The sequence below is a fragment of the Corynebacterium efficiens YS-314 genome (assembly GCF_000011305.1).
Taxonomy (GTDB): Bacteria; Actinomycetota; Actinomycetes; order Mycobacteriales; family Mycobacteriaceae; genus Corynebacterium; species Corynebacterium efficiens.
Genome location: NC_004369.1, coordinates 771,335 through 797,446, shown reverse-complemented (window position 1 = coordinate 797,446; position 26,112 = coordinate 771,335). Strand labels below are relative to the sequence as shown.

Below are 26,112 nucleotides of genomic sequence, written 5' to 3'. Positions count from 1 at the left end.
CGATCCCTACCGGCAATGCCTACCAGCGCTGCAGACCCCTGAGCACCGATTCCACCTTGCGTGCCTTGGGCACATCCGCCATCACATACGGACGGGACTGGCCCCCGACCCCCAGGATGAGGGTGTTGCGTCGGCGCTGCACACCGCGGACATAGTTGATGGGGATGGAATCATAACGGGAGCGCAGGCCGGAGGGGCGGACCAGGAGTTTCCGGTCGGTGACGGTGACCCGGTAGCGACGCTGGCGCAGCAGGGGCAGGAGGAAACGCCACAGTGCGAGCACCGCCCAGATCCCCAGGACCACCTCGCGGGTGCCCTCCGGGAAATCGGTGGCGGGGACATAACCGAACCGGTCGGGCAGACGATCGAGATACCCGATGGCCATCCAGCACACACCGGTGATGAGAATCAGTTCCATCACAGGAAAGAGCATGGCCGACAGTGGGGACGTCAGATCCACATAGACATGTTCCTGATCGGTGATCCTCTTATTCATTACTTTCCCCGACATGTTTTCCACCCTACTGCAGACGCAGGTGGGTCACCTCCCCGGCACTGAGGGTGTGGATCGTCCCCTCCTCATCCCTGACCATCAGCTGTCCCCCCTCCGCGATCCCGACGGCCACGCCGAGCAGTTCCCGGTCGCCGGGCAGGATCACCCGGACATCCTGCCCGAGGCTGGAGCACACCGCACGGTAGTCATCCAGCCATACGGTCTCCCCGCGTTCCCAGTCACTGATCCGGGCGTGGATGTGCCCGAGCACCCTGATGAGCAGATCGGTGCGGTCGATGTCATAGCCCTCCAACGCCAGGGAGGTGGCATGGGGAACCGGCAGTTCCCCCGTGGTGAGGTTCAGGTTGATGCCGATGCCGATGACCACGGCGGGCGTGGTGTCCAGGGAGGTCGCCTCCACCAGGATGCCGCAGAGTTTACGTCCGTTGATGAGGACATCATTGGGCCATTTCAACCCCACCCCATCCACACCGAAAGACCGGAGGGTGTCGATGAGCGCCAACCCGCAGGCCAGTGGGACGGTGCCCAGGTGTTCGAGGAGGGAGGGACGGGGGCGGAACAGTACGGAGAAGATCGCCTGCGATCCCTCCGGCGCGGTCCACGGCCGGCCCAGACGCCCACGTCCGCGGTCCTGGTAATCGGTGGTGGCCACGGTCCAGTCCGGGGCCCCCTCCCGGTCCGCATCCAGGAGATCCCCATTCGTGGATCCCGTCGTCGGGGTGTAATCCACCCGGGTATAGGGACCGTGGTCCACCAGGGCCGCGCGGAGCCGGGTGATGTCGAGTGGCTGACGGGAGGGCGGAAAGTCGCCGGTGCTGGAAGTCATAGGGGTCAATCTAGTCCCGCAGCTGAGCGGTGTTCAATCGGGAGTCCATCAGCAGCGAACCGTGTCCCACATCCCCTGCCGCCGGGGCTGTCATTCCGACCACATTCGCCCCGGGATCCGGGCTCCACCACCTCCCGGACCCATGCCCCATACCTGCGGAAACCACGGGAAACACGGGAAAAACCGATCTCATTCAGACCGGCGGGATCCACCTGTGGAACAGGCAGCGGCGCGGCCATGGAGGGCAGCGACAGGTGACGTCCGAGCACCCGGTTCCCCACCGTGGACACGGCATTGCTCCGACACGGTGGGGATAGTTTCATGCTGAAAAACTATCGCTGTGCAGGGAGGATCCGGAATGTGACCTATTTCATGGAGAAATGATTGTGGACGATACCCCCGGGTACGGCTACCATTCCAAAACATGACCATTTCCTCACCTTTGATTGACGTCGCTAACCTGCCAGACATCAACACCACCGCCGGCAAGATCGCCGACCTGAAGGCCCGCCGGGCGGAAGCCCACTTCCCCATGGGTGAAAAGGCCGTAGAGAAGGTCCACGCGGCCAACCGCCTCACCGCGCGCGAACGACTTGACTACCTGCTCGATGAAGGCTCCTTCATCGAAACCGATCAGCTCGCACGCCACCGCACCACCGCGTTCGGCCTGGGCAACAAGCGACCGGCCACCGACGGCATCGTCACCGGCTGGGGCACCATCGACGGCCGCGAGGTCTGCATCTTCTCCCAGGACGGCACCGTCTTCGGTGGCGCACTCGGTGAGGTCTACGGCGAGAAGATGATCAAGATCATGGAGCTGGCCATCGACACCGGCCGCCCACTCATCGGCCTGTACGAGGGTGCAGGTGCCCGCATCCAGGACGGTGCGGTCTCCCTCGACTTCATCTCCCAGACCTTCTATCAGAACATCCAGGCCTCCGGCGTGATCCCGCAGATCTCCGTGATCATGGGTGCCTGCGCCGGTGGCAACGCCTACGGCCCGGCCCTGACCGACTTCGTGGTCATGGTGGACAAGACCTCGAAGATGTTCGTCACCGGCCCCGATGTGATCAAGACCGTCACCGGCGAGGAGATCACCCAGGAGGAGCTCGGCGGAGCAACCACCCACATGGTCACCGCCGGCAACTCCCACTACACCGCCGCCACCGATGAGGAGGCCCTCGACTGGGTCCAGGACCTCATCTCCTTCCTGCCCTCCAACAATCGCTCCTACGCCCCGGTGGAGGAGTTCGACGAGGAGGACGGTGGCATCGCCGAGAACATCACCGCCGATGACCTGAAGCTGGATGAGATCATCCCGGATTCCGCCACCGTGCCCTATGATGTCCGCGACGTCATCCAGTGCCTGACCGACGACGGTGAGTACCTGGAGATCCAGGCCGACCGAGCCGAGAATGTCGTCATCGCCTTCGGCCGCATCGAGGGCCAGTCCGTCGGTTTCGTCGCCAACCAGCCGACCCAGTTCGCCGGCTGCCTGGACATCGACTCCTCCGAGAAGGCAGCCCGCTTCGTCCGCACCTGCGATGCCTTCAACATCCCGATCGTCATGCTTGTCGACGTCCCCGGCTTCCTCCCCGGTGCCGGCCAGGAGTACGGCGGCATCCTGCGTCGTGGCGCCAAACTGCTCTACGCCTACGGTGAGGCCACCGTCCCGAAGATCACCGTGACCATGCGCAAGGCCTACGGCGGTGCGTACTGTGTCATGGGATCCAAGGGTCTGGGCGCAGACATCAACCTGGCCTGGCCGACCGCGCAGATCGCCGTCATGGGTGCCGCCGGCGCGGTCCAGTTCATCTACCGCAAGGAGCTCATGGCCGCTGATGCCAAGGGCCTGGACACCGTCGCCCTGGCCCAGTCCTTCGAGCGTGAGTACGAGGACCACATGCTCAACCCGTACCTGGCGGCCGAGCGTGGCCTCATCGACGCGGTGATCCTGCCGTCCGAGACCCGTGGCCAGATCGCACGCAACCTGCGTCTGCTCAAGCACAAGAATGTCTCCCGCCCTGCCCGCAAGCACGGCAACATGCCACTGTAAGCACCCGGGACCACCCCCTACGCCCGCACCCACGGCCCTTTGCTGGCAGGTGCGGGCGCTGTGCGTTTTCCGCGCCTGCCGACGCCCGGCCCCCTGCCCTGTGATGCGATCTGCGGATGTGATCTGCGCCCGCGCCAACTCCCCTGGTTGAACCCTGCCACATACCCTGAGTCGCACCTGGGTGGGGTCACTTTCCACCTCACGGGGGGGAGGAGGTCACATAGGCCATACGCTGCACTTTTGATGAAGTGTGGGCAGATCGACCGGGCAAATCTGGGAAATAAGGGGCCTGGTGAACTAGCATTCCCCTTAGCGAAGGGTGAGCATCGCGGACCCCGCGATGTCCCAACCGGTCGTAAATTCATGTGCCGCCACAGTCCCCTCACCAGGGGATCGGAACCAGCCCAGCCTGATTCCGGCGTGACGGACCTCACCGTGAACAAGTCCCCGCATTACTCACGAACTCACACCAGGATTTAGACTAAGAAACCATGACTGCAGCAACGACAGCACCTGATCTGACCACCACCGCCGGCAAACTCGCGGATCTCCGCGCCCGCCTTTCCGAGACCCAGGCCCCCATGGGTCAGGCCTCCGTGGAGAAGGTGCACGAGGCAGGGAAGAAGACCGCACGCGAGCGCATCGAGTACCTGCTCGATGAGGGCTCCTTCGTTGAGGTCGATGCCCTCGCCCGCCACCGTTCCAAGAACTTCGGCCTGGACTCCAAGCGCCCGGTCACCGACGGTGTGGTCACCGGTTACGGCACCATCGACGGACGCAAGGTCTGCGTCTTCTCCCAGGACGGCGCTATCTTCGGCGGTGCCCTCGGTGAGGTCTACGGCGAGAAGATCGTCAAGATCATGGACCTGGCCATCAAGACCGGTGTCCCCCTCATCGGCATCAACGAGGGCGCCGGCGCCCGCATCCAGGAAGGCGTTGTCTCCCTGGGCCTGTACTCCCAGATCTTCTACCGCAACACCCAGGCATCCGGTGTCATCCCACAGATCTCCCTCATCATGGGTGCCTGCGCCGGTGGCCATGTGTACTCCCCCGCCCTGACCGACTTCATCATCATGGTGGACAAGACCTCCAAGATGTTCATCACCGGCCCCGACGTGATCAAGACCGTCACCGGCGAGGAGGTCACCCAGGAGGAACTGGGTGGTGCCTACACCCACATGGCCCAGTCCGGCACCTCGCACTACACCGCAGCCGATGACTCCGATGCCCTCGACTGGGTCCGTGAGCTGGTCAGCTACCTGCCGTCCAACAACCGTGCGGAGACCCCACGCCAGGACGCCGACATCATGGTGGGCTCCATCAAGGAGAACATCACCGAGACCGACCTCGAACTCGACACCCTGATCCCGGATTCCCCGAACCAGCCGTACGACATGAAGGACGTCATCACCCGCATCGTCGATGATGCCGAGTTCTTCGAGATCCAGGAGGGTTACGCCGAGAACATCATCTGCGGTTTCGCCCGCGTCGAGGGTCGTGCCGTGGGTATCGTGGCCAACCAGCCGATGCAGTTCGCCGGCTGCCTGGACATCAAGGCATCCGAGAAGGCCGCCCGCTTCATCCGCACCTGTGACGCCTTCAACATCCCGATCATCGAGCTTGTCGACGTCCCAGGCTTCCTCCCGGGCACCAACCAGGAGTTCGACGGCATCATCCGTCGCGGCGCGAAGCTGCTCTACGCCTACGCCGAGGCCACCGTCGGCAAGATCACCGTGATCACCCGCAAGTCCTACGGCGGTGCCTACTGCGTGATGGGCTCCAAGGACATGGGTGCGGACCTCGTCTTCGCATGGCCCACCGCGCAGATCGCCGTCATGGGTGCCTCCGGTGCCGTCGGCTTCATCTACCGCAAGGAGCTCAAGCAGGCTGCAGCGGCCGGCGAGGATGTCACCGCGCTGATGAAGAAGTACGAGCAGGAGTACGAGGAGACCCTGGTCAACCCGTACATGGCTGCAGAGCGTGGCTACGTCGACGCCGTCATCCCACCATCCGAGACCCGTGGTCAGATCATCGAGGGTCTGCGTCTGCTCGACCGCAAGGTGGTCAACGTCCCGGCCAAGAAGCACGGTAACATCCCGCTGTAAACCGTCTTCCCCTCCGGCACCACGCCGGAGAAGGCTTTGTCCGCAGCTGTCCACAGATTTTCTTGAAGGAGAACCATGTCCGAAGAGACCACCCCCGAGGCACCACAGAAGCCCGTCCTCCAGGTGCTGTCCGGCAACCCGGATGATTCCCAGGTGGCCGCACTGACCGTCCTGTTCGCGGGGTTGGCCTCCGCGGCCGCGGCCTCCGCTGACACCGTGGAGAGGGACCGCAACCGGTGGGGCAGCCTGGAGGAGCGTCTGCAGCGCCCGGCGACCTACAACCCGAGCGCCTTCCAGAACGTGAGCTTCTACTAGAGTCCCACCGCCCGGGACCAGGGACACCGTGATCCGAACAGGATCACGGTGTCCTTTGTCGTTATGACTAGACTCTGTCCTCATGCAGATCGTCCTCGCCTCCCAGTCCCCCTCCCGTCTCATGATCCTCCGGCAGGCCGGTGTGGAACCGGTGATCCACCCCGCCCACGTGGACGAGGATGCGATCATCGCGCAGCTGGCGGGGGCGGAACCGGATGAGATCGTCACCCGCCTGGCCCTGGCCAAGGCCCAGGCCATCGCCCCGGAGCACCCCGGTGATGTGGTGATCGGCGGGGATTCCATGCTGCTCCTGGACGGGCAGCTGCAGGGCAAACCCCACACCCCGGAGGCCACCATCGAGCGGTGGCGGCAGCAGCGTGGCCGGACCGCCCACCTGATCACCGGGCATGCCATCTGCCTGGGGGAGCGTCGCGTGGTGGAGGCGTCACGCACGACGATCCACTTCGCCGATGCCAGCGACACCGACATCGAGGCCTACGCCCGGTCCGGTGAACCCCTCCAGTGCGCCGGGGCCTTCACCCTGGAGGCCCTCGGTGGGTGGTTCATCGACGCCATCGAGGGTGATCCCTCCTCGGTCATCGGGCTCTCACTGCCGGTGGTGCGCCGGGCACTCTACAGTTTCGGGCTCAACGCCAGCGACTTCTGGACGAAGTGATGCTGCGGGGGATCCTCACATCCATCGCCATCCTGTGGCTGCTCACCCCGATCATCCCGTTCATCCACCCGATCATGATCGCCATCCAGGCAACCGCCTGGATCGGCGGGGCACTGCTGGTTCTCCTCATCCTGCCCGGGTGGCGCACACGGCTGGCTGCCGTGGTGGTGTTGCTGGTGTTCCTGGAAGTGCCCCACCTGCGCCCGGTGCCCGACGCCCCGGATGGGGCCATCCGGGTGGCGGTGATGAACACCCAGTATCAGCGCACCGATCCGGATGAGCTGTCCGCCGAGATCACCGCGGTCACCCCCGATGTGGTGGTGCTCGCGGAGACCACCCGCGATGAGGCCACCGCCGTGGCCTCAGCCACCGGGCTGACCATCACCGGTCCCCCGATCAAGACCGGTGGTTCCGGGGTGGCGGTCCTCATGCGGGAGGCGGCGACGGTGGGCCCGCAGCTGCGGGCCGGACTGCACCAGCTACCGGTCGTCGACAAGCAGGGGGTGACGGTGGTGGGTGTGCACACCGTCGCGCCGGTCAACGGGCGTCAGATCCAGCTGTGGACCCATGATTTCGAGCAGTTGCGCAGCGTGACGGAGGGGACCGCGCCGCTGATCATGGCCGGTGACTTCAACGCCGGTGTCCTCCACCCGACGTTCCGGTCGCTGGGGCTGCGAGACTGTGCACCGCTGACACCCACCTGGCCGTCATTCGCGGCGGTGCTCAGGATTGATCACATCCTGGTGCGTCCGGAGGCCAGCTGTGGTGCCTCGGGGGCGTTCCGGGTGTCCGGCACCGATCATGTGGGGGTGTGGGCGGATGTCATCCCCCGGTCTGACATCGCCTAGCGCAGGACCATCCTGATCTGCTCCCCCAGCAGCGGGGCCAGGGACAGGGCGTAGTCATCGGACATGTGGTTGCCGTCGCGGTAGACGTAGATATTGCCGATCACCGGGGGGCAGAAATCATCGATACAGAACCAGTTGGAGGTGTCCACCGCGAGCATGCCCGGTCGGGCCCCCAGCTCGCCTGCGGCCGGATCCTGGGGCGCGTAGAACAGATCCCGTTCCAGCCCACAGGCACGCAGGTCACGCTCCTCGTCGTAGCACTGCGACACCATCCAGGGAGCGCCACCCTCCTGGATGAACCAGGGATTGTCCCGCAGCCCCAGGAAGGGGATGGCGCGGTTCTCCAGGAAGTCCCACAGCGTGGGATAGGAGGCGGGGACCTCATCGATACCACTGCCCTTCTCCAGGAGGGGACGCGTGGAATTGGAGATCACCAGGTCGGGACGGACCTCATCGAGACGCTGGGCCACATTCTCGTTGAACCGGGCGCACTCATCGGAGAAGATCCCATCCAGGTCCTCGATGAAGGCCGGGCACGACTGACGCACCAGCGGGATGACCCGGAAACCGTGTTGCCTGCCCAGGGAATCCAGCGGGGCCATCCACTGCTCGGCGTGCGAGCCACCCACCAGATAGACCTCGCGGTCGCCGGAGAGATCACCGAAGGTGCAGAAATCCGGGTCATAACGGTCCGGGGGCAGCTCATCGGGATCATCGCCGATCACCGACATGCAGCCCTTCGCCCACGCCGGGGAGACCGTATCGGCCAGGATATAGGGATCGGGTGCGGGTTCCGCGTCAGGTACCGGCACGCCGGCCAGTGCCATCGCACCGGGGTGGAGCCGCGGATCCAGGGTGGCGTCCTGGGATTCCAGGACACGGTTGTAGAAGATCTGTGGCGTGGTGGTCATGGAGGCGGCCACCACCACGATGGCCACACCCACCACCGCCCGCCAGCGGGCAGCCGGCACGGTGCGCAGCTGCTCCAGTGCCGCGGCGGTGCGGTGCTCCCGGAACACCGGACGCTTACCGCGCTGCTGGAGGGGCTTCTCCACATACTTATTGGTCAGCCACGCCAGCACCACCGACACCGCGATCACGGCCGTGCCGAAGAGGACATTCACCTCGTCGAGTTCGAAGAAGGCCAGGCCCACGATGAGCAACGGCCAGTGCCAGAGGTAGAGCGGGTAGGCGATATCCCCCAGCCACCGCATGAACGGTGAGGCCAGGAACACCGACACCCGCCCGTCACCGAGAATGATGAGGCAGGCACCGATCAGTGGGTACAGGGCCGGTGGGCCGGGGAAGGTCTGGGCACCGTCCATGATCAACCCGGTGGACAGCACCATGAACAGACCCACGAACCCGAGGATCTCCCGGGTGCGGGCGGACAGGATCACCCGGGGTGCGTAGAGGACAAACAGGGCACCCAGGCCGAGTTCCCAGAAGCGGGTGAAGGTGGAGTAGTAGTTGACGGGCTGGTCGATGAAGTGCCACAGCATCGCGGCAAAGAAGGACACGGAGGTCAACACCGCCAGCACCGGGGTGGCGAGCTGCATGGAGTTGAGTTCCGGGCGGTACCGCCTGATGAGCACGATCGCAATGCCGAGCGCGATGGCGAACAGGTAGAACTGGCCCTGCACCGACATCGACCACAGGTGCTGGAACGGGCTGACCGAGGCGGAGGCCGCCCCGTAATCCGCCCCCTGGCTGGCCAGTTCCCAGTTCTGCACATAGAACAGGCTGGCCACCACCTGGTTGGCCACGTGGATCCGCTGGAGGCTGGGCACAAACGCCAGGATCACCGCGAGGGTGACACCCAGGACGAGAACCAGGGCGGGCACCAGCCGGCGCAGGGTCCGCCAGAACGGCCACCACGGGTTGATGGAGGCGTTGTCACGGTCGGCGTAGCGCAGCTGGGATCCGAGGAAGAAATACCCGGACAGTAATAGGAACACATCCACGCCACCGGAGACGCGGCCCACGAAAACGTGGAAGATCACCACGAATGCAATGGCGATGCCACGGAGACCATCGAGATCGTACCGGTACGAGGAGCGGGGAACCCTGGGTAACGGTGCGGCCTTATGACGGACGTCCCTGATCACTCCACAACCTCTTCCTCTAACCTTCACAACCCATCGATCATCCCATACTCGGCAGAATAGCTAGTATGTGGGCATGGTTCAGATCAATGACATGCTCGCCCCACCGCCCGTGAAACTGCCCGAGGATCCCGCCCAGGGGGAGGATCCCACCCTCACCCAGACCGCGCTGCGGCACCCGGACAGCCCGCTCGTGTGGGCTGTGCGTGCCGAGGAGGCGATCGGTGCGGCCACCACCGACGAGGAGAAAATCACCGCGTATGCATTTGCGCGGACCGGTTACCACCGCAGCCTCGACCGTCTGCGCGCCAACGGGTGGAAGGGTTGGGGCCCGGTCCCCTACGCCCACGAACCCAACCGCGGCGTGCTGCGCGCGATCGCCTCGCTGGCCCGTGCGGCACAGCTGATCGGTGAAACCCCCGAATATGACCGCTGCCGCCAGATGCTCTCGGACGCCGATCCGGAGTCGGTGGCGGTCCTGCTGGACAACTAGCACGCTTGTCGACGCCCCACCGCCGCCCCTCCCGCACGTTCCGTGCGGGCTTTTTCCTTACGGGGTGGGTATCAATCGGAGACCGCGTTGATATCAATGTGACGGGCGCTACATCCTGACCCCCGGGGCGAATAGAGTCACTTTCATGACTACATCTTCCAAGACACCCAATGACCCATCCGACATCGTCATCCTCGGCGCCCGGCGAACACCCCAGGGGAAACTGCTCGGCCAGCTCTCCACACTGACCGCCACCCAGCTGGGTGGGCGTGCCATCGCTGCGGCACTGGAATCCGCCGGTGTCCGGCCCGATCAGGTGGACCAGGTGATCATGGGCCAGGTGGTGCAGTCGGATGCCGGACAGAACCCGGCGCGCCAGGCCGCCGTCGAGGCCGGTATCGGCCTGGATGTCCCAGCGGTGACGGTCAACAGCGTGTGCCTGTCGGGGCTGCGCGCCATCACCGACGCAGCACGTCTCCTCCGCCTCGGTGAGGCCGAGGTGGTGGTCGCCGGTGGGCAGGAGTCCATGTCCGGTGCCCCGCATCTGCTGCCCGGTGCCCGCCGGGGTGTGGCCTACGGTTCCGTCACCGCGGTGGATTCCCTGGAGCGCGACGCACTCACCGATGCCTTCGATCAGCGTTCGATGGGTGTCAACACCGATGAGGGTAATGGCCAGTTCACCATCTCCCGTGAGCAACAGGATGAGGTCGCCGCATTATCGCATCAGCGCGCGGCGGCCGCCTGGGAGGAAGGCGCCTTCGATGCCGAGATCACCCCGGTGGAGGTGACGGTGCGAAAGAAGGGCACCATCACCATCGACCGTGATGAGGGCATCCGTCCCGAGACCACCGTGGACAGCCTCGCCGGGCTGCGCCCCGCCTTCACCCCGGATGGTTCCATCACCGCGGGCAACTCCTCCCCCATCTCCGATGGTGCGGCGGCCACCGTGCTGAGCACCCGGGCCTTCGCCGAGGCGCACGGTCTGGAACCACTGGCCACCATCGTGGGGTGGGCCAACACCGCGGGACCCGATACCCTCTTGCACGCCCAGCCCGCACGCGCCACCCGGGCGGTCCTGGAACGCGCAGGCTGGAGCACCGGGGACCTGGACTTCCTGGAGATCAACGAGGCCTTCGGTGCGGTGGCCGTGGAATCCCTGCGTGAGCTGGACTACCCCCTCGAGCGCACCAACATCCACGGTGGCGCCATCGCCCTTGGACATCCGGTGGGGACATCCGGTGCCCGCATCGTGGTGCATGCGGCGCATGAACTCGCCCGGCGTGGCGGGGGACGTGCCGCGGTGTCCATCTGCGGTGGCGGCGGCCAGGGTGATGCGCTTCTGCTCGCCCGCTGATCAACTACCTCCACACACCAGACCCCGCCCGTATGAGATACGGGCGGGGTCTGGTCGTCGTCACGCATCCACCGGCCGGGTGGAGACCTGGAGCAGGAGGATCACGGCGAGCACCAGGGCCGGAACCCAGAACGCCCAGGTGGCGGAGGTGGTGTAGATCGGCAGCAGGATCAGCGGGGTAAGCGAGGAGCCGTAGAAGCGGAACGCCTGCACCGTGGAGATCAAGGAGGTCCCACCCGGGGACTGCAGCACCGACAGGTTGATGCTCATCTGCATGCCCTGGGCCGCCAGGGTGGTGATCGACCAGACCGCGGCGAGCAGGCCGACCGCGGGGGCGAGCGGGATGATGAGCAGCGCGATGGCGCCGACCACGATGCTGGTGAGCAGCACCGTCCGGGCACCCCACCGATCCGCCAGTCGTCCGATGCTGCGGGAGAACACGAAGGCGGCCAGACCGCCGCACATGATCACCGCTCCCCTGGCGGGGGCATCCAGACCGAAGGCGTCACCGGCCCACAGGGAGGTGATCACCCCCATCCCGATGAGACCGAACCCGATGCCCAGGCAGCTGATCATGTGCGCGATCACCGGCCACCACCTGATCCGTACATCACCGGCACCGGGGTGATCACCCGGCGGTGGGATGTCCGGGGTACGGATGATGAGCACCCACAGTGCGGCGAGGAAGACCACCAGGAACATGTTCTGCCACCCGACCAGCGTGGAGACGCCTGCCACCAGCGGAGCCGACAGCATCCCCAGGGACTGCATGGCGGCGTAGGTCCCCAGGGCGGATCCGAGGCGGTCCGGTGGGATGATCTGACGCAACATCACCTGCAGCACCGGCAGCGTGAAGGCATTCGAGATGCCCATGATGACATACCCCACCAGGAATAACCCCCACACCGGGGTGAGGATGCAGGTCAGGGCACCCAGCAGCGTCATCACATAGGCGGCGATGATCACCCGCGCGGGCCGCAGATTGCGCACCAGGCGGGTGGAGACGAGCATCACCGTGGCGAAGGGGACCAGATAGGCGGCCATGGTGAAAGCCGCCTGTTCCAGGGAGATATCAAAGGTCTCCGCCACATCGGGCAGGATCACCGCGATCGCCTGACCCGAGAACGGGCCGATGAAGCCACCGACATAGATGGCACTCATGCGTAGTTTGTTCACGGACCCACCCTGCCGCACAGGGGTACTAACGGAACGCGCTCTCACCGGTGAGTTTCTGACCGATGATGAGTGTGTGGACCTCATCGGTGCCCTCATAGGTGCGCACGGACTCCAGGTTGTTGGCGTGGCGCAGCGGTGAGTAGTCCAGGGAGATGCCATTGCCACCGAGGATGGTGCGGGCCTCACGGCAGATCTCGATGGCGGTGCGGCAGTTGGCCAGCTTACCCACGGAGATCTGGTGGTTCTCCAGGGTGCCGGCATCATGGGCGCGACCCAGCTGGAGGGCCAGCAGCTGCCCCTTATTCAGCTCCACGGTCATATCGGCGAGTTTCTTCTGGGTGAGCTGGAAGCTGCTCAGCGGGCGGTCGAATTGCATGCGGGTGCTGGAGTACTCGATGGCAGCCTCGATGGAATCGCGGGCAGCGCCCAGTGCACCCCAGGCGATGCCGAAGCGGGCCTCATTCAGGCACATGAACGGCCCCTTCAGCCCCGGGTTCTTCGGCAGGATCGCATCCCCGTCCAGTCGCACATTGTCCATGTGGATCTCGCACTGGATGGAGGCGCGCATGGACAGCTTCTGGGTGATCGCCTCGGCGTGGAAACCGTCGGTGCCGGTGGGAACGATGAAACCGCGGACCTTCTCACCGTTGTCGCTGCCGGGACCTGCGAGCACGCCGGCGGCGCGGGCGTCCTCATCGGAGACCTTGGCCCAGATGATGGCCACATCGGCGATATTGGCCAGACCGATCCAGCGCTTCTCACCGTTGAGCACCCATTCACCGTTCTCCCAGGTAGCGCGGGTGCCCATGGAAGCCGGGTCGGAGCCCGCGGTGGGTTCGGTGAGTCCGAAGCATCCGATGATCTCACCCTTGGCCATCCCGGGCAGCCAGGTCTGCTTCTGCTCCTCGGAACCGTGCTTGGCGATGGCGGTCATGGCCAGGGACCCTTGGACGGAGACCACGGTGCGCAGACCGGAATCCCCGGCCTCGAGTTCCTGCATGGCGATGCCGTATTCCGTGGCGGTGCGCCCACCGCAGCCATAACCCTCGATGTGCATGCCGAAGAGGCCCTCCGCGGCCATCTCCGGGAGCAGCTCCCGTGGCAGGACCGCATTGTCGTACCACTCGGCGATGTTGGGGCGGATCCGGCGGTCGACGAACGCGGCGATCCGGTCGCGGACCTCGATTTCCCCCGGGGTGAGCAGGCCCTCAATGTTCATCAGGTCGGTGACGTGCTTGGGGGTGGTCGTGGTGGGTTTGGCGGTCTGGTCGGCGAGGTGCGTGGTCATGGAAAACTCCTTGCAGGCGGGATCGACTGTGGCATAAACGTCGATCAGGTAAATGTGTGTGTGTGATCACAAGATCAACACCAAATCCCGGCGGTTGCAACGGATTTGAGCCAGGAAAGTTGATTACCGCTATCAATGGTCCGCCATTGTTACCGGAACGGTATTAATTTGCCACACATATATCCCAAAACACATATCCCGACCAGAATGACCCGCATCACATATCATTCCGGGGTGACGCCTTCCATCCGGTAACCCCATCCACACATCTCAATCCTTTAGCCCACCAGCCACACCAGGAGAACCGACCGATGTCACACACAGTCTCTCGACGAAACTTCCTCAAGGGAATCGGAGCCCTCGGCATGCTCACCGTGCTCTCCAGCTGTGCCCGAACCCCGCAGCAGGCGGCACCAGTAGGCGGAGGACTGCCGGCCATCTCGGTCTGGGCCACCTACCCCACCGGAACCGGCACCTACAATGACCTGGCGGCGCTGGCCAACATGGTCTCCGCCAACGGCGGTACCCGCGTCAGGCTCATGACCGACAACACCGGCATCGGCCGCCTCGGCCCCGTGATCAACGGCACCGCCCAGTACGGCCGTGTAGGCGATGAGTACTACTACGCCTTCGAGGGCAATGACGAATACACCTCGGAGAACTGGGGCCCCACCCCCATCCGCCTGGTCTGGACCCCGCCTGGAAACTACGGCATCCTCACCCGCAGGGATTCCGGCATTGAGACGGTGGCCGACATCAAGGGCAAGCGCTATCCCCGCCTGATCTCCTCCACCTCAATGAACCGCAAACTCGAAGTCGCCCTCGCCCTGGGCGGGCTCACCACCGATGACGTGGAGATGGTGGACATCGCCTACTCCGAACAGGCCGAGGCCATGAAGACCGGCCACCTGGATGTGATGTACCAGAACGTCGTCGGTGGCACCATCGAGGAACTGAACTCCCAGTATCCGATCCGCTGGCTCGACCTTAGCGGGGGCACTCCGGAGCAGTACAAGTTCTGGGAGGAGCTTTCCCCGATGTCGATCCCGGGGGAATTCCAGGACGGTGTGGGCATGAAACCCGGTGAGAGCTGCGTGAACATGCGCTACTCCCTCCCAATCATCGCCTTGGAGGACCGCCCCAGGGACGAGGTCAAGGCCATCCTCGACCTGCTGCGCAACAACATTGACGGTCACCTCAATGACACCCCGGACATGGAAAATTTCACCCCTGACAGCGTGATGCTGGTTCCCATGACCGTGCCCTTCCACGAGGGATCAATCGAATTCTTCAAGGAGATCGGCCGATGGACACCCGGACTCCAACGCCGGCAGGACGCCCTGCTTGAACGTGAGAAGGCCATGCAGAAGCAATGGCCGATCTTCTGGAAGGAAAACCGTGACAAGGACAACGCCCGGGAGCTCTGGGTCGAATGGAAACGCGAGAACCTCCCCGCCCTGCCCGAAGTCACCGACGTAGAGACAACCACCTAAGGCCTTAAGGAACGATCATGACCATCAGCATCAATGAGGACACGACCAACTCCTCCACCACAGTGGCACCCATAACAATGGCAACTGAACCCTCCCCCGGAACCACCACCGACAAACTCATCGTCGCCCCCGACAAGCCGAATCCCCGGCTGACCACCTTCTGGAAATCAGTGGTGGTCGCCCTGGCGGTGCTGGGCATCGGAGGGACCATGAATCAGGTCTTCTTCTGGGAACTCTTCGGGCTCAATCTTCCCACCAACTCCTTCCTGTTCCTTATCTCCGCCTGTTTCCTGCCGATCATCTTCATCGTCTACCCCGCCCGGAAATCCTCCGCCGACACCAACAAGGTGGGAGTCCCCTGGTACGACGTCCTCCTGGGGGTGTTGTTCATCGGTGCCGCACTCTGGCTCAGTTCCAGCGGCCCGGAGATCTCCGAGTACGGATGGACGATGATCGCCCCGGTCACCGCCCAGGTGCTCAGCGTGTTCTACTGGGTGGCCGTCCTGGAGATCCTGCGCCGGTGCGCCGGTCCCATCGTCGCCGGTCTCGCGCTGGCTGTGTCCATCTACCCGATGTTCGCCGACATCATCCCCGTCGGTTTCCTGCAGGGCATCTCCTATGACCCGGTCACCCTGGCCCAGGTGCATGTCATGGGCACCGAATCCATCCACGGGCTCCCCCTGCAGACCGCGGCCACCATCCTCGTCGGTTTCATGCTCTTCGGTGTGACCCTCCAGCACACCGGCGGTGCGGAGTTCTTCAATGATCTTTCCCGCGCCATCTTCGGCAGATACCGTGGTGGTTCCGCCAAGGTCTCGGTGGCCAGTTCCGCATCGATGGGTATGATGTCCGGTTCCGCGGTCTCCAACGTGTTGACCACGGGCCCCATGACCATACCCGCGATGATCCGATCCGGTTTCACGCCGAAGACTGCCGGCGCGATCGAGGCCACCGCCTCCTCCGGTGGTTCCATCACCCCACCGATCATGGGTACCGCGGCCTTCCTCATGGTGTCTTTTCTGGGCATCCCGTATACCGAGATCATCATCGCCGCGACAATCCCTGCGGCACTGTACTTCATAGGCATCTTCCTGCAGGTGGACGGTTACGCCGCCCTCCGCAACCTCCATGGTGAGGACAGGAAGCTGCTGCCCCGCGTCAGCCAGGCCCTGCGTGACGGGTGGCCCTATGTGATCGCCCTGGGCATCCTCACCGGCATGCTGCTGACCATGCCGTCCGAGGCCCAGGTGCCCTTCTATATCGTGGCCCTGCTGCTCGGCATCGCACTGGTGCGCCCATCCGTCAAGTTCGGGTTCAAGGAACTGTTCGAGATGATGCTGGATGCCGGCAAGTCACTGGGTCAGATCATCGCCATCATTGCCGGTGTGGGGCTGATCCTGGGTGGTCTCTCCTCCACCGGCGTGGCCCTCTCCCTGTCCCGCGACCTACTGATGCTGGTGGGCGGAAACCTCATCCTCCTGCTCATCGCCGCAGCCTTGGCCTGCTTCATCCTCGGCATGGGCCTGACCATCTCTGCGGCGTATGTCTTCCTGGCCATCGTCATGGTCCCGGCCATCATCGCCATGGATGTCAACCCCATCGCAGCCCATCTGTTCATCATCTACTGGGCATCCATCTCTTACATCACGCCCCCGGTGGGACTGGCCGCCTTCGCTGCGGCGGGCATCTCCAAGGCCTCACCGATGGCCACCAGTTTCGAGGCCATGCGCTTCGGTGCCGTGAAATATGTTGTCCCGTTCGGTTTCGTCCTCAACCCCGCACTGGTCGCCCAGGATTCCCTGCCGAACATCATCACGTCCGGACTGGCCTCCATCGTCGCGGTGTTCGCGATCTCCGCAACTTTCTCCGGCTACCTCCAGTTCATCGAGGCACGGGTGAACCTCGTCCTCCGGGTTGCCCTCGGTATCGGTGGTTTCATGGTATTCCTGCCGCAGTGGTCGATCACCCTGTCCGGTCTGGCCATCATCGTGGCGGTCGCCGTGCTGGCACTGGTGTTGAAACGACGTCACCGGGCACACACCTCCGCCGAGGATGTCGTGCTCAACCGGGTGGACACCACCCCGATGACCCCGGTCGTCGCATCCGATCAGGTAACCCCCACCATCACCCCAACCCCCACCACCGAAAACTACCCCGACAACAGGGGTTGATCACCTGACCGGCATCCCCGACGCTGATCGTCAGCGCGGGGATGCGGTGGATGATCCGGCCTTCCCATCCGGGGAGGCGAACGCAGCGAAGGTCCGGCGCGCAGTCTCGAGAACAGACTGCAGCGCCGGATTCGTGTTTGAGCGGTCCCAGATCAGGCGGACATCCAGATGTTTATTCGTGGCCACGATGGGCAGGAAGGTCACGTTCTCCCCCTGGACATAGTTGCGCACCGAGTCCAGGGTGAGGGTGCAGCCCATCTCCGCGCCCACGAGGACCATGAGGGTGGAGGAATCCGGGGCGGTGTAGATCACGTTGGGGATGAAGCCTGCCGACATGCTCAGGGAACTCATCCGGCTATACAGGGCTGAGCCGAAACCACTGGGCAGCACGATCCAGTCCTCGCCGGCCAGTTCGCGGAAGGACACCTCGGAGCGGTCGGCCAACCGGTGGGTGGAGGGCACGGCCACGAGCAGTTCCTCGACCCCGACCACGAGCGAGTCGATCTCGGTGGGCAGGAAATCCCAGCGGCCGATTACCGCATCGAGGGTGCCGTCGAGCACCCGCTGTAGCCCGACGTGGGCGAACTGGGAGGATTCCAGCTCGAGGGTGATCCGGGGGCATTCCTTCTTCACGCGGCGGACCAGGTCGCCGATGCTCTGATGGACCGAGGCGCCGGCGAAGCCGAGTTTCACCACCCCGATCTCGCCGTGGACGGCCTCGTGGACGGTGCGACGGGCGGCCTCGGAGGCATCGACAAGCTTCTTGGCGGGTTCGACCAGGGCGGCGCCGGCGGCGGTGAGCTCGACGCTGCGGGTGCTGCGGATGAACAGTTCGGCCTTGAGGCTCTGTTCCAGTTTCTTGATGATCCGGCTCAGCGGCGGCTGGGCGATTCGGAGCCGATCGGCGGCCCGCCCGAAGTGGAGCTCCTCCGCTACCGCGAGGAATGCCCTCGCCTGTTCAACTTCCACGACAAAACGCCTCCTACCTGCATGAATACACCCAGATGATTATGTACTAACAAGTATCAATGACCCTAGCATTAAGTATTGGACAGCGCGCAATGTCGATGCTTTTATGAGTCATGTCGCTAAAAGCCAAATGGAAGAGGTCGATCACATGACAATCCAGGACAGGCCCGTCCGCACCGGGCACGGCCCCCTCGAGGGCATAGTCGTTGCAGACTTCTCCCGCGTGCTCGCCGGCCCCTACGGCACCATGCTGCTCGCGGATCTGGGCGCCACCGTGATCAAGGTGGAAGCCCCCAACGGGGATGACACCCGCGCCTGGGTCCCCCCGGCGCGCGACGGGGTGGGCACCTACTACCTCTCGGTCAACCGCAACAAGGATTCGGTGGTGCTGGATCTGAAGGATCCGGTGGATCTCGAGACCGCCTATGACATCATCGACCGCGCCGATGTCTTCGTGGAGAATTTCAAGCCGGGCGGTCTGGCCCAGTACGGCCTGGATCCGGAGTCCGTCGCGCGTCGCTGGCCGCACCTGGTGCATGCCTCCATCACCGGTTTCGGCCTTGAGGGCGGCGCCCACATGCCGGGTTATGACCTGCTGGTCCAGGCGATGTCCGGTCTCATGCACGTCACCGGCAGCCAACACGGTCCCCCGCAGCGCACGGGTGTGGCCATCTTCGATGTGGTAACGGGTATGCACGCCGTCATCGGTATCCTCGCCGCCCTGCGTGAGCGCACGGTCTCCGGTCTGGGCCAGCACATCGTGCTTGATCTGTTGTCGTCCGCCCAGTCCAGCCTGGTCAACCAGTCCACCGGGTACGCCGCCTGTGGGAACGAGCCGATGCGCATGGGCAATGAGCACCCCAGCCTCTACCCCTATGGCCCGTTCATGGCCGCCGACCGCGAGGTGGTCATCTGCGTGGGCAATGACTCCCAGTTCACCCGCCTGGTGACGCTGCTGGGTCTGCCTGAGCTGGCCGATGATCCGCGCTACTCCACCATGCGGGGCCGCAATCTCAACCGCACCACCCTGGAACCGTTGATCACGCAGGCGCTGGCCTCCCGGACCGCCGATGAGTGGTTCGAGGCCTTCCAGTCCATCAATGTCCCCTCCGCCCCCATTCTCACCGTTGGGGAGGGTGTGCGCTTCGCCCAGAAACTCGGGCTGGAGACCGTCGTGGAGGTCGGTGACGGTGAGGCAGCGGTCCCCCTGATCAAGAACCCGATCTCCTTCAGCCGCAGCGAGGTGAGCTACCACAAGGCCCCGCCGGCACTGGATCAGGACGGGGAGGCGGTGCGCACCTGGCTGGCCAACACCGCCCCCACCACCGCCGCCGCAGTCCGTCTCTCCCGAGTGGAGGTGTAACACCAACATGTCCCGTGCACCCGCCAACTGTTTCAGCACTGACCTCGATGTGCGCTGGTCCGATCAGGACCTCAACGGTCATGTCAATAACGCCCAGGTGATCACCCTCGTCGAGGAGGCCCGAGTCCGCGCCGTCCTGTCGTGGTCCGGCACCTCCCCGTCCGCCACCACCCCACGGGTGGTGCGCGCCGTGAACACGCTTTACGACGAAGAACTCAGCTACGGCACAGTCACCGCCCGCGTGTGGATCTCCCGCCTGGGCACCACCTCCTACACCGTCTGCCATGAACTGGTCCAGAATGACCGGCCCTGCGTGTACAGCGAGGCCGTCATCGTCGTCCTCGACCCGGAGACCCGCACACCGACCCCGATCTCGCCTGAGCTGCGTGCCCAGCTCGAACAGCAACAACCCGCCTACCTCTAGCTACCCCGAGAATCCCACCCCCACAACCGGAGAATAATCATGAGCGCACCGACCCTGTCCCCTGCCACCGTTCCACCTGTCACCGAGCACCCCGACTTCCTACTCCTGGATTCGGACCTGTCCGCCGAGGACATCGCCCTGCGTGACCGCATCCGCGCCTTCGGGCAGGAACATATCCTGCCCATCATCAATGAGTACTGGGAGCGTGCCGAGTTCCCCATGGAGGTCCTGGAACCACTGGCGGACCTGGGCATTGTGGGCACGTTCATCCAGGGCTACGGGTGCCCCGGTCTGTCGCGTCAGGCCGCCGGGATCGTCGCCCGTGAACTGGGGCGTATCGACGGTTCGGTGAACACCTTCTTCGGTGTCCACTCCAACCTGGGCATGGGTGCGATCTACACCCTGGGTAATGAGGAGCAGCGCCAGCGGTGGCTGCCGGACATGGCGAAGCTGAAGAAGATCGGTGCCTTCGCCCTGACCGAACCCAACCACGGTTCCGATTCGGTGGCACTGGAGACCTCCGCCCGGCGCGAGGGTGACCACTGGGTGCTCAACGGACACAAGCGCTGGATCGGCAACGGACATGCCGCCGATGTCATCGTGGTCTTCGCCCGCGATGAGGCCGACGGCAACGTCAAGGCCTTCGTGGTGGAGAAGAACGAGGACGGCACCTACCCGGAGGGTTACCAGCCGGAGGTGATCACCGGAAAGGTGGGCAAGCGTGCCATCCTGCAGGGCGACATCGTCATTGACAACCTGCGGGTACCTGTGGAGAACCGCCTGGAGAACTGCGAGTCCTTCGCCGGGGTGAACCGGGTACTCTCCGCCACCCGCGGTGGGGCGTCCTGGGAGGCCGTCGGCCACGGGATGGCAGCCTTCGAGCTGGCCTCCCAGTATGCGCTGAGCCGGGAGCAGTTCGGTGCCCCCATCGCCGGGTACCAGCTGGTGCAGGAGAAACTGGCCACCATGCTCTCCGATGTCACCCAGATGCAGCTGCTGTGTACCCGCATGGCCCAGCTGCAGGAACGCGGTGAGTTCACCGGGTCCATGGCCGCCATGATCAAGATGGTCACCTCCCGCAAGGCGCTGGCCGCCTGCCGCGAGGCCCGTGACATGTTCGGTGGCAACGGTCTGCTCCTGGAAAACCACATCGCCCGGCACCTGACCGACATGGAGGTGGTGTCCACCTACGAGGGCACCGATTCCATCCAGGCCCTGCTGGTCGGCCGGGAGATCACCGGCATCTCCGCATTCACCACCAAGAAGCGATAAACACCCGCCCCTTTGGTACCGAAAGGACACATCATGACTTCCCAGATCAACCAGGCCGTGGTCATCGGCGCAGGCTCCATGGGCGCGGGTATCGCCACCCTGCTGGCCAACGCCGGCATCACCGTCACCCTCCTCGACCGGCACTCCGGTGATCCGGAGGACCCCAACCGCCTGGCGGAGAGCGGTCTGGAACGCCAGATCCAGCGCGGGGCCTTCTACCGCCCCGAGTTCTCCTCCCGCATCCAGACCGGCAACATCGTCGATGACACCGCAGCCCTGACCCGGGCCGACTGGATCATCGAGGCCGTCTTCGAGGACCTCACGGTCAAACACGACACCTTCCGCCTCATCGAGGAGCACCGCTCCCCCGGTTCCCTGGTCTCCTCCAACACCTCCACCATCCCCCTGGCCCAGCTGACCGAGGTCATGGGCACCCCGATGCGCCTGGATTTCGCCATCGTGCACTTCTTCAACCCGCCCACCACGATGCGGTTGGTGGAACTGGTCACCGGCCCCGACACCACCCCGAAGACCGCCACCGACCTGACCCGGATCATCGAACAGCAGCTGGGCAAGGTGGTGCTGCACTGCCGCGACACCCCGGGATTCATCGCCAACCGCATCGGCAACCTGTGGATGGCCGCCGGTGCCCGGCACGCCCTGGACAACAACATCCCCATCGAGCTGGCCGACGCCCTGTTCGGTCGTCCCTTCGGGGTACCCCGCACCGGTATCTTCGGACTCTTCGACTACATCGGACTCCAGCTCGTACCCGGCATCTGGGGTGGCCTGACCACCGCCCTGCCCGTCGATGATGCCTACCACCGCTTCACCATCACCGACCACCCCCTGTTCACCGGGCTGCTGGAACGCGGATGGACCGGGCGCACCGGCCCCTCCGGGTTCTACCGGGGCCGCGACGAGGTGGTCACCCCGGGCTTCGACTACCGCAACGCCATCTCCTTCCCCGACCCCGCCCTGGAACAGCGCACCGCAGCGGGAGTCATCACCACCGACAGCCCCGGTGGCCGCTTCGCCCGGGATACCTTCCTCACGCTGCTGACATACTGCTGTGACACCGCCGCGGAGATCGCCGGAACCGTGGAGGAGATCGACCTGGCCATGCAGCTGGGTTACGGCTGGAAGAAGGGCCCGTTCGCGCTGGCCGATGACATCGGGCTGGACACCCTCCGGGAGCTGCTGGAGACCCAGGGCACCGATCGCGTTCCAGCCCTGCTCACCACCGCGATTGACCGCGGTGGCTTCTACCCCGCAACCGGCACCACCCTCACCACCGACGGCGAGCCGGTTGCCACCCGGGACCGCGAGGGCGTGCTCACCGCAGCTCAGGTGAAGAAGCAGGGCACGGTGATCTTCTCCACCGACGGTGGCACCGTCACCCTCCTGGAGGATGGTGTGGCGCTGCTCGACCTGGCCACGCCCCTGAACTCATGCACCCGGGATGCCCTCGAGCTGATCGCCATGACCGGCCGGGAGGGTGCCGCACGCGGCATCAGGGCCCTGGTGATCGGCAATGACGAGGCCCGGGCCTTCTGCGCCGGCGCCGATCTGTCCACCCTGGCCGGGGCCGCCGCCGACGGTGACGCCCACACCGCCGCGGATCTGTTCCGCATCGGCCGGGAATCCTTCGAAACCCTCCTGCACGCAGAGTTCCCCGTGGTGGCCGCGGTCCGGGGTGTGGCTCTCGGCGGTGGTGCCGAACTGCTCCTGCACTGCGATGCCGCCGTCCTCCACGCCGAGAGCCGTATCGGTTTCCCCGAACGCACCGTGGGACTGATCCCGGCCTGGGGTGGTACGGCCCGCACCATCGACCGCCTCACCCGGGCCGGCAAACCCAACCCGGTGAACCGGGCGTTCCAGTTGTTCATGGACGCCCAGCCCTTCCCCTCCGCGTTTGATGCCCGCGACTTCGGCCTCCTGCAGATGGACGATCCGATCATCATGTCCACCGACCATGTCCTGGCGGAGGCCTTCCGCCTGGCACGGGATCTGATGGACGATTACCACCCGGCACCCGAAGCCCGCATCACCCTGGCCGCACCGGGGACACTGACCACACCGGCCGGGGACTTCACCGACAATGACCTGATCATCGCCGAGGCACTGAAGAACCTGCTGACCTCACCCGACCGCGAAATCCTCACCGCGGAGGAACTGGGATCCAGGGAGGCCACCACCGCCGGTGAGGTGATCATCCTGCCGTCGAATGTCGCCCGCACCGCCCACATGGCCAAGGCCAGGAAACCACTGCGGAACTGAGCCGGGCACACCGGCGGCCTGACACACCACCACCCCCGGCCCGGGTTCATCCCGCGCCGGGGGTGGTGCGTCGATAAGCATCCCGGTTACCCGGCGTGCGCGGCCTCGATGCGCTGGATGGCCTCCCGGGCGACCAGCTGCTGGATGCCCATGTCCAACTCGGAGGTGAAACCGACGCAGGAACAGTTGATCTCGCCGAGGACATAGGTGTCGGAGCCGTCGGGGGCGGTGTCGAGCATGAAGTCGGCGGTCCAGATCAGGGGGATGTTGTCGCCGCCGAGTTTCTCCGCGATGACCGGGCGCGCGGCGGCGAACATGTCGATGAGGTCCTGCCACTCCTCAGGCCGGTCATAGGTGTAGTGCGCCCCGGAGAAGAGGGTGGCGGAGAAGTTGTCCTCGCCCTCGGCCGGCTTCTTGTGCACCACGAACACCGGGTGCGGGCCGACGAGCAGGATGCGGATCTCGCCCTCGACGATGCGGGGCATGAACCGCATGTCCACCAGCATGCCGTTGTCACCGACGATGTACTGGTCGCAGAAATCCATGAATTCGCCCAGCTGGCGGATCTCGGTGTGGTTGTCCACCGCCTCGGTGCATTTGATCTCGGTGTCCAGGGGCAGCGCGGTACCCGGTTCGATGGCGGCAGCCAGCTGCTTGTCGCGCAGCTGCACCCGCCAGATACCGGAGCCGGTGGACCCGCGGTTCTGTTTGAGCACCCGTTCGCCGTAGGACAGCGAGGTGGGGAACGTGGCGTGGAAGGTCTCCACATCGTAGTAGGCGTGGGTGTCGGTGGGCACCAGGTCGGTTGATGACAGCTTCACCAGCGCGTCCTTGGCGCCGTAGGCCATCATCTCCTCCGGGGTGGACATACCGACCAGACCGGCGTCCGACAGGCGGGTGAGCAGATCGAAATAACCGCGTTCCCCACCGGGGATGTTGCCGGGGTTCACCCGGGAGATGTAGCCGTCGAAGGCACCGGTGACATAGTCGAAGATGTCCTCGGTCCACTCGGGCCGGTAATAGACCACCTCGGCGTGCCACCCGTGTTCGGTGAGGGAGTTGATGATCGGCATGGTGTCCCTGCGGTGACCGTCGAGGTACTTGTCGGAGCCGCCTTCGACCTCAAAAACAACGATGCTCTTGAACATGGTGGTGGATGTCACTTTCTCGTGAACCCCGGTGTCTGGCGGATGCCTGGGGTGTGGCATGGATGCACGCCCTCACGGGGCGGTGCAGACGCAACCGGGGTGGAATCAACAGGATCAAAAATGGGGGGCAACATGGGAAACCCTCATGGCAGTCGATTCGCAGAGCAGCTTCGGTAGTCAGGTTCTTTCACGTTGACACCAATGACTTTAAAGCACGCGCCGGAAACCCGTGCATCGGGAGAACGCACAAGTAATTAAGGACACAGGCGGGTGGAAGGAATATGCTGGGTAACGCAGTAATAAAAGAATCACCTAATACACGGAAGGCAGCGACCTCACATGGCAGCACCGTTCGACCCGTTCCCCCCATTCCAGGAGTACGCACATCCTGAGAGACTCGTCTCAGCATCCTGGCTCTCAGCGCGGCTGGGTTCACCGGGTCTGAAAGTGGTCGAGTCCAACGAGGATTCCATCCTGTACGACATCGGGCACCTCCCCGGCGCCGTGCGCATCGACTGGGACAAGGATCTCAATGACCCGGTCACCCGTGACTTCATCGACGGCAAGGCTTTCGCTGATCTGATGAACCGCAAGGGCATCCACCGCGATGACACCGTGGTCATCTACGGTGACAAATCCAACTGGTGGGCGGCGTTCACCCTCTGGGTGTTCGAACTCTTCGGGCACGCCGATGTCCGACTCCTCAACGGTGGCCGTGATGCCTGGATGTCCGAGGAACGCGACACCTCCTACGCGGTGCCCGCCTACCCTCCGACCAACTACCCGGTGGTCGAGCGTGTCGACGAGGGCCACCGCGCCTTCGTCGCCGAGGTGCTGGAGAGCCTGCGCGGTGGTGCCGGCACGAAGCTTGTCGACGTCCGCACCGCCGAGGAGTACCGGGGCCGTGATGATGAGGGCAATCCCGTCGCCGGCGAGGGTGTGCTGCGTGGCGGACACATCCCCGGTGCCGTCCACATCGAATGGGAGCAGGCCGTGTTGCCGAACGGCAACTTCCGCAGCCGCAAGGAGATCGAGGAGGTGTACTCGCACCTCAACCCTGCCGAGGACACCGTGGTGTACTGCCGCGTGGGTGACCGCGCGGCCCACACCTGGTTCGTGTTGAAGTACCTGCTGGGGTTTGAAAACGTCCGCAACTATGACGGTTCCTGGTCCGAGTGGGGCAACATGGTGCGCATGCCCATCGTCCAGGGTGATGAGCCGGGCTCACTCTAGTCA

At 64.6% G+C, this 26,112-nt stretch carries 22 protein-coding genes; 14 read left to right on the top strand and 8 right to left on the bottom strand.

The features are described 5' to 3' along the window. Positions 1-19 precede the first annotated feature (19 nt). Genes CE_RS03825 through CE_RS14790 form a run of 3 tightly spaced genes read right to left on the bottom strand, consistent with a single transcriptional unit; the run spans position 20 to position 1,663 of the window. Positions 20-511, bottom strand: a complete 492-nt coding sequence (locus tag CE_RS03825; RefSeq protein ID WP_006769577.1) for a hypothetical protein — start codon at positions 509-511, stop codon at positions 20-22. Between the two features lie 10 nt (positions 512-521). Next, the gene (locus CE_RS03820; RefSeq protein WP_006769578.1) at positions 522-1,340 is read right to left on the bottom strand and encodes a biotin--[acetyl-CoA-carboxylase] ligase; all 819 of its coding nucleotides are present in this window, start codon (positions 1,338-1,340) and stop codon (positions 522-524) included. Positions 1,341-1,345: 5 nt separating this feature from the next. Next, positions 1,346-1,663, bottom strand: coding sequence for a hypothetical protein (locus CE_RS14790; protein WP_006769579.1), 318 nt, complete (start codon positions 1,661-1,663; stop codon positions 1,346-1,348). A gap of 101 nt (positions 1,664-1,764) precedes the next feature. Here CE_RS14790 and CE_RS03815 point away from each other — a divergent pair, with 101 nt between their 5' ends. The 5 genes from CE_RS03815 to CE_RS03795 all read left to right on the top strand — a co-directional run bounded on the left by CE_RS03815 (position 1,765) and on the right by CE_RS03795 (position 7,340). Then, positions 1,765-3,396, top strand: coding sequence for an acyl-CoA carboxylase subunit beta (locus CE_RS03815; protein ID WP_006769580.1), 1,632 nt, complete (start codon positions 1,765-1,767; stop codon positions 3,394-3,396). A gap of 491 nt (positions 3,397-3,887) precedes the next feature. Then, positions 3,888-5,501, top strand: coding sequence for an acyl-CoA carboxylase subunit beta (locus tag CE_RS03810; protein WP_006769581.1), 1,614 nt, complete (start codon positions 3,888-3,890; stop codon positions 5,499-5,501). Positions 5,502-5,576: 75 nt separating this feature from the next. After that, positions 5,577-5,816 carry an acyl-CoA carboxylase subunit epsilon gene (locus tag CE_RS03805; RefSeq protein WP_006769582.1) on the top strand — a complete coding sequence of 80 codons (240 nt, stop codon included), beginning with the start codon at positions 5,577-5,579 and terminating at the stop codon, positions 5,814-5,816. Between the two features lie 82 nt (positions 5,817-5,898). Further along, positions 5,899-6,492 carry a Maf family protein gene (locus tag CE_RS03800; protein ID WP_006769583.1) on the top strand — a complete coding sequence of 198 codons (594 nt, stop codon included), beginning with the start codon at positions 5,899-5,901 and terminating at the stop codon, positions 6,490-6,492. Further along, on the top strand, positions 6,492-7,340 hold the full coding sequence (locus CE_RS03795) for an endonuclease/exonuclease/phosphatase family protein (RefSeq protein WP_006769584.1): 849 nt from the start codon (positions 6,492-6,494) through the stop codon (positions 7,338-7,340). Before CE_RS03800 ends, CE_RS03795 begins: the two co-directional genes overlap by 1 nt. Here the strand turns inward: CE_RS03795 and CE_RS03790 are convergent. Further along, positions 7,337-9,448: an acyltransferase family protein gene (locus CE_RS03790; RefSeq protein ID WP_006769585.1), complete on the bottom strand. Its 2,112-nt coding sequence runs from the start codon at positions 9,446-9,448 to the stop codon at positions 7,337-7,339. The genes CE_RS03795 and CE_RS03790 overlap by 4 nt on opposite strands. A gap of 73 nt (positions 9,449-9,521) precedes the next feature. Between CE_RS03790 and CE_RS03785 the strand changes: the two genes are divergently transcribed. Both CE_RS03785 and CE_RS03780 read left to right on the top strand, forming a co-directional pair. Further along, positions 9,522-9,938 (top strand): DUF3151 domain-containing protein, encoded by a 417-nt coding sequence (locus tag CE_RS03785; protein ID WP_006769588.1) that lies wholly within the window; start codon positions 9,522-9,524, stop codon positions 9,936-9,938. A gap of 145 nt (positions 9,939-10,083) precedes the next feature. After that, entirely contained in the window at positions 10,084-11,292 is a 1,209-nt protein-coding gene (locus CE_RS03780; protein ID WP_006769589.1) for an acetyl-CoA C-acetyltransferase, read from the top strand. A 60-nt stretch (positions 11,293-11,352) separates the two neighbouring features. Here CE_RS03780 and CE_RS03775 read toward each other — a convergent pair whose 3' ends face one another. Both CE_RS03775 and CE_RS03770 read right to left on the bottom strand, forming a co-directional pair. Next, positions 11,353-12,453: an MFS transporter gene (locus CE_RS03775; RefSeq protein ID WP_006769590.1), complete on the bottom strand. Its 1,101-nt coding sequence runs from the start codon at positions 12,451-12,453 to the stop codon at positions 11,353-11,355. 40 nt (positions 12,454-12,493) lie between these two features. Next, entirely contained in the window at positions 12,494-13,756 is a 1,263-nt protein-coding gene (locus tag CE_RS03770; protein WP_006769591.1) for an acyl-CoA dehydrogenase family protein, read from the bottom strand. 311 nt (positions 13,757-14,067) lie between these two features. On the opposite strand from CE_RS03770, the gene CE_RS03765 reads away from it, so the two are divergent. Together CE_RS03765 and CE_RS03760 are read left to right on the top strand one after the other, a co-directional pair. Next, complete coding sequence (locus CE_RS03765; protein ID WP_011075120.1) at positions 14,068-15,249, top strand: TAXI family TRAP transporter solute-binding subunit; 1,182 nt, start codon at positions 14,068-14,070, stop codon at positions 15,247-15,249. Between the two features lie 17 nt (positions 15,250-15,266). Continuing rightward, a complete protein-coding gene (locus CE_RS03760; RefSeq protein ID WP_011075119.1) occupies positions 15,267-17,420 on the top strand; it encodes a TRAP transporter permease in 2,154 nt (717 codons plus the stop codon). 30 nt (positions 17,421-17,450) lie between these two features. Here the strand turns inward: CE_RS03760 and CE_RS03755 are convergent, their stop codons facing one another. Further along, a complete protein-coding gene (locus CE_RS03755; RefSeq protein WP_006769595.1) occupies positions 17,451-18,389 on the bottom strand; it encodes a LysR substrate-binding domain-containing protein in 939 nt (312 codons plus the stop codon). A 148-nt stretch (positions 18,390-18,537) separates the two neighbouring features. Between CE_RS03755 and CE_RS03750 the strand changes: the two genes are divergently transcribed. From CE_RS03750 to CE_RS03735, 4 genes are read left to right on the top strand one after another with little or no spacing between them, the layout of a single operon-like run. Then, the gene (locus CE_RS03750) at positions 18,538-19,752 is read left to right on the top strand and encodes a CaiB/BaiF CoA transferase family protein (RefSeq protein ID WP_143758412.1); all 1,215 of its coding nucleotides are present in this window, start codon (positions 18,538-18,540) and stop codon (positions 19,750-19,752) included. 7 nt (positions 19,753-19,759) lie between these two features. Then, positions 19,760-20,176, top strand: a complete 417-nt coding sequence (locus CE_RS03745; protein ID WP_006769597.1) for an acyl-CoA thioesterase — start codon at positions 19,760-19,762, stop codon at positions 20,174-20,176. Positions 20,177-20,215: 39 nt separating this feature from the next. Then, positions 20,216-21,448, top strand: coding sequence for an acyl-CoA dehydrogenase family protein (locus CE_RS03740; RefSeq protein WP_006769598.1), 1,233 nt, complete (start codon positions 20,216-20,218; stop codon positions 21,446-21,448). A gap of 33 nt (positions 21,449-21,481) precedes the next feature. Continuing rightward, positions 21,482-23,728, top strand: a complete 2,247-nt coding sequence (locus CE_RS03735) for a 3-hydroxyacyl-CoA dehydrogenase/enoyl-CoA hydratase family protein (RefSeq protein WP_006769599.1) — start codon at positions 21,482-21,484, stop codon at positions 23,726-23,728. A gap of 86 nt (positions 23,729-23,814) precedes the next feature. On the opposite strand, the gene CE_RS03730 is transcribed toward CE_RS03735, so the two are convergent. Next, a complete protein-coding gene (locus CE_RS03730; RefSeq protein ID WP_006769600.1) occupies positions 23,815-24,876 on the bottom strand; it encodes a Cj0069 family protein in 1,062 nt (353 codons plus the stop codon). A gap of 339 nt (positions 24,877-25,215) precedes the next feature. Here CE_RS03730 and CE_RS03725 point away from each other — a divergent pair, with 339 nt between their 5' ends. Further along, complete coding sequence (locus CE_RS03725; protein ID WP_006769601.1) at positions 25,216-26,109, top strand: sulfurtransferase; 894 nt, start codon at positions 25,216-25,218, stop codon at positions 26,107-26,109. The last annotated feature ends 3 nt before the right edge of the window (positions 26,110-26,112 follow it).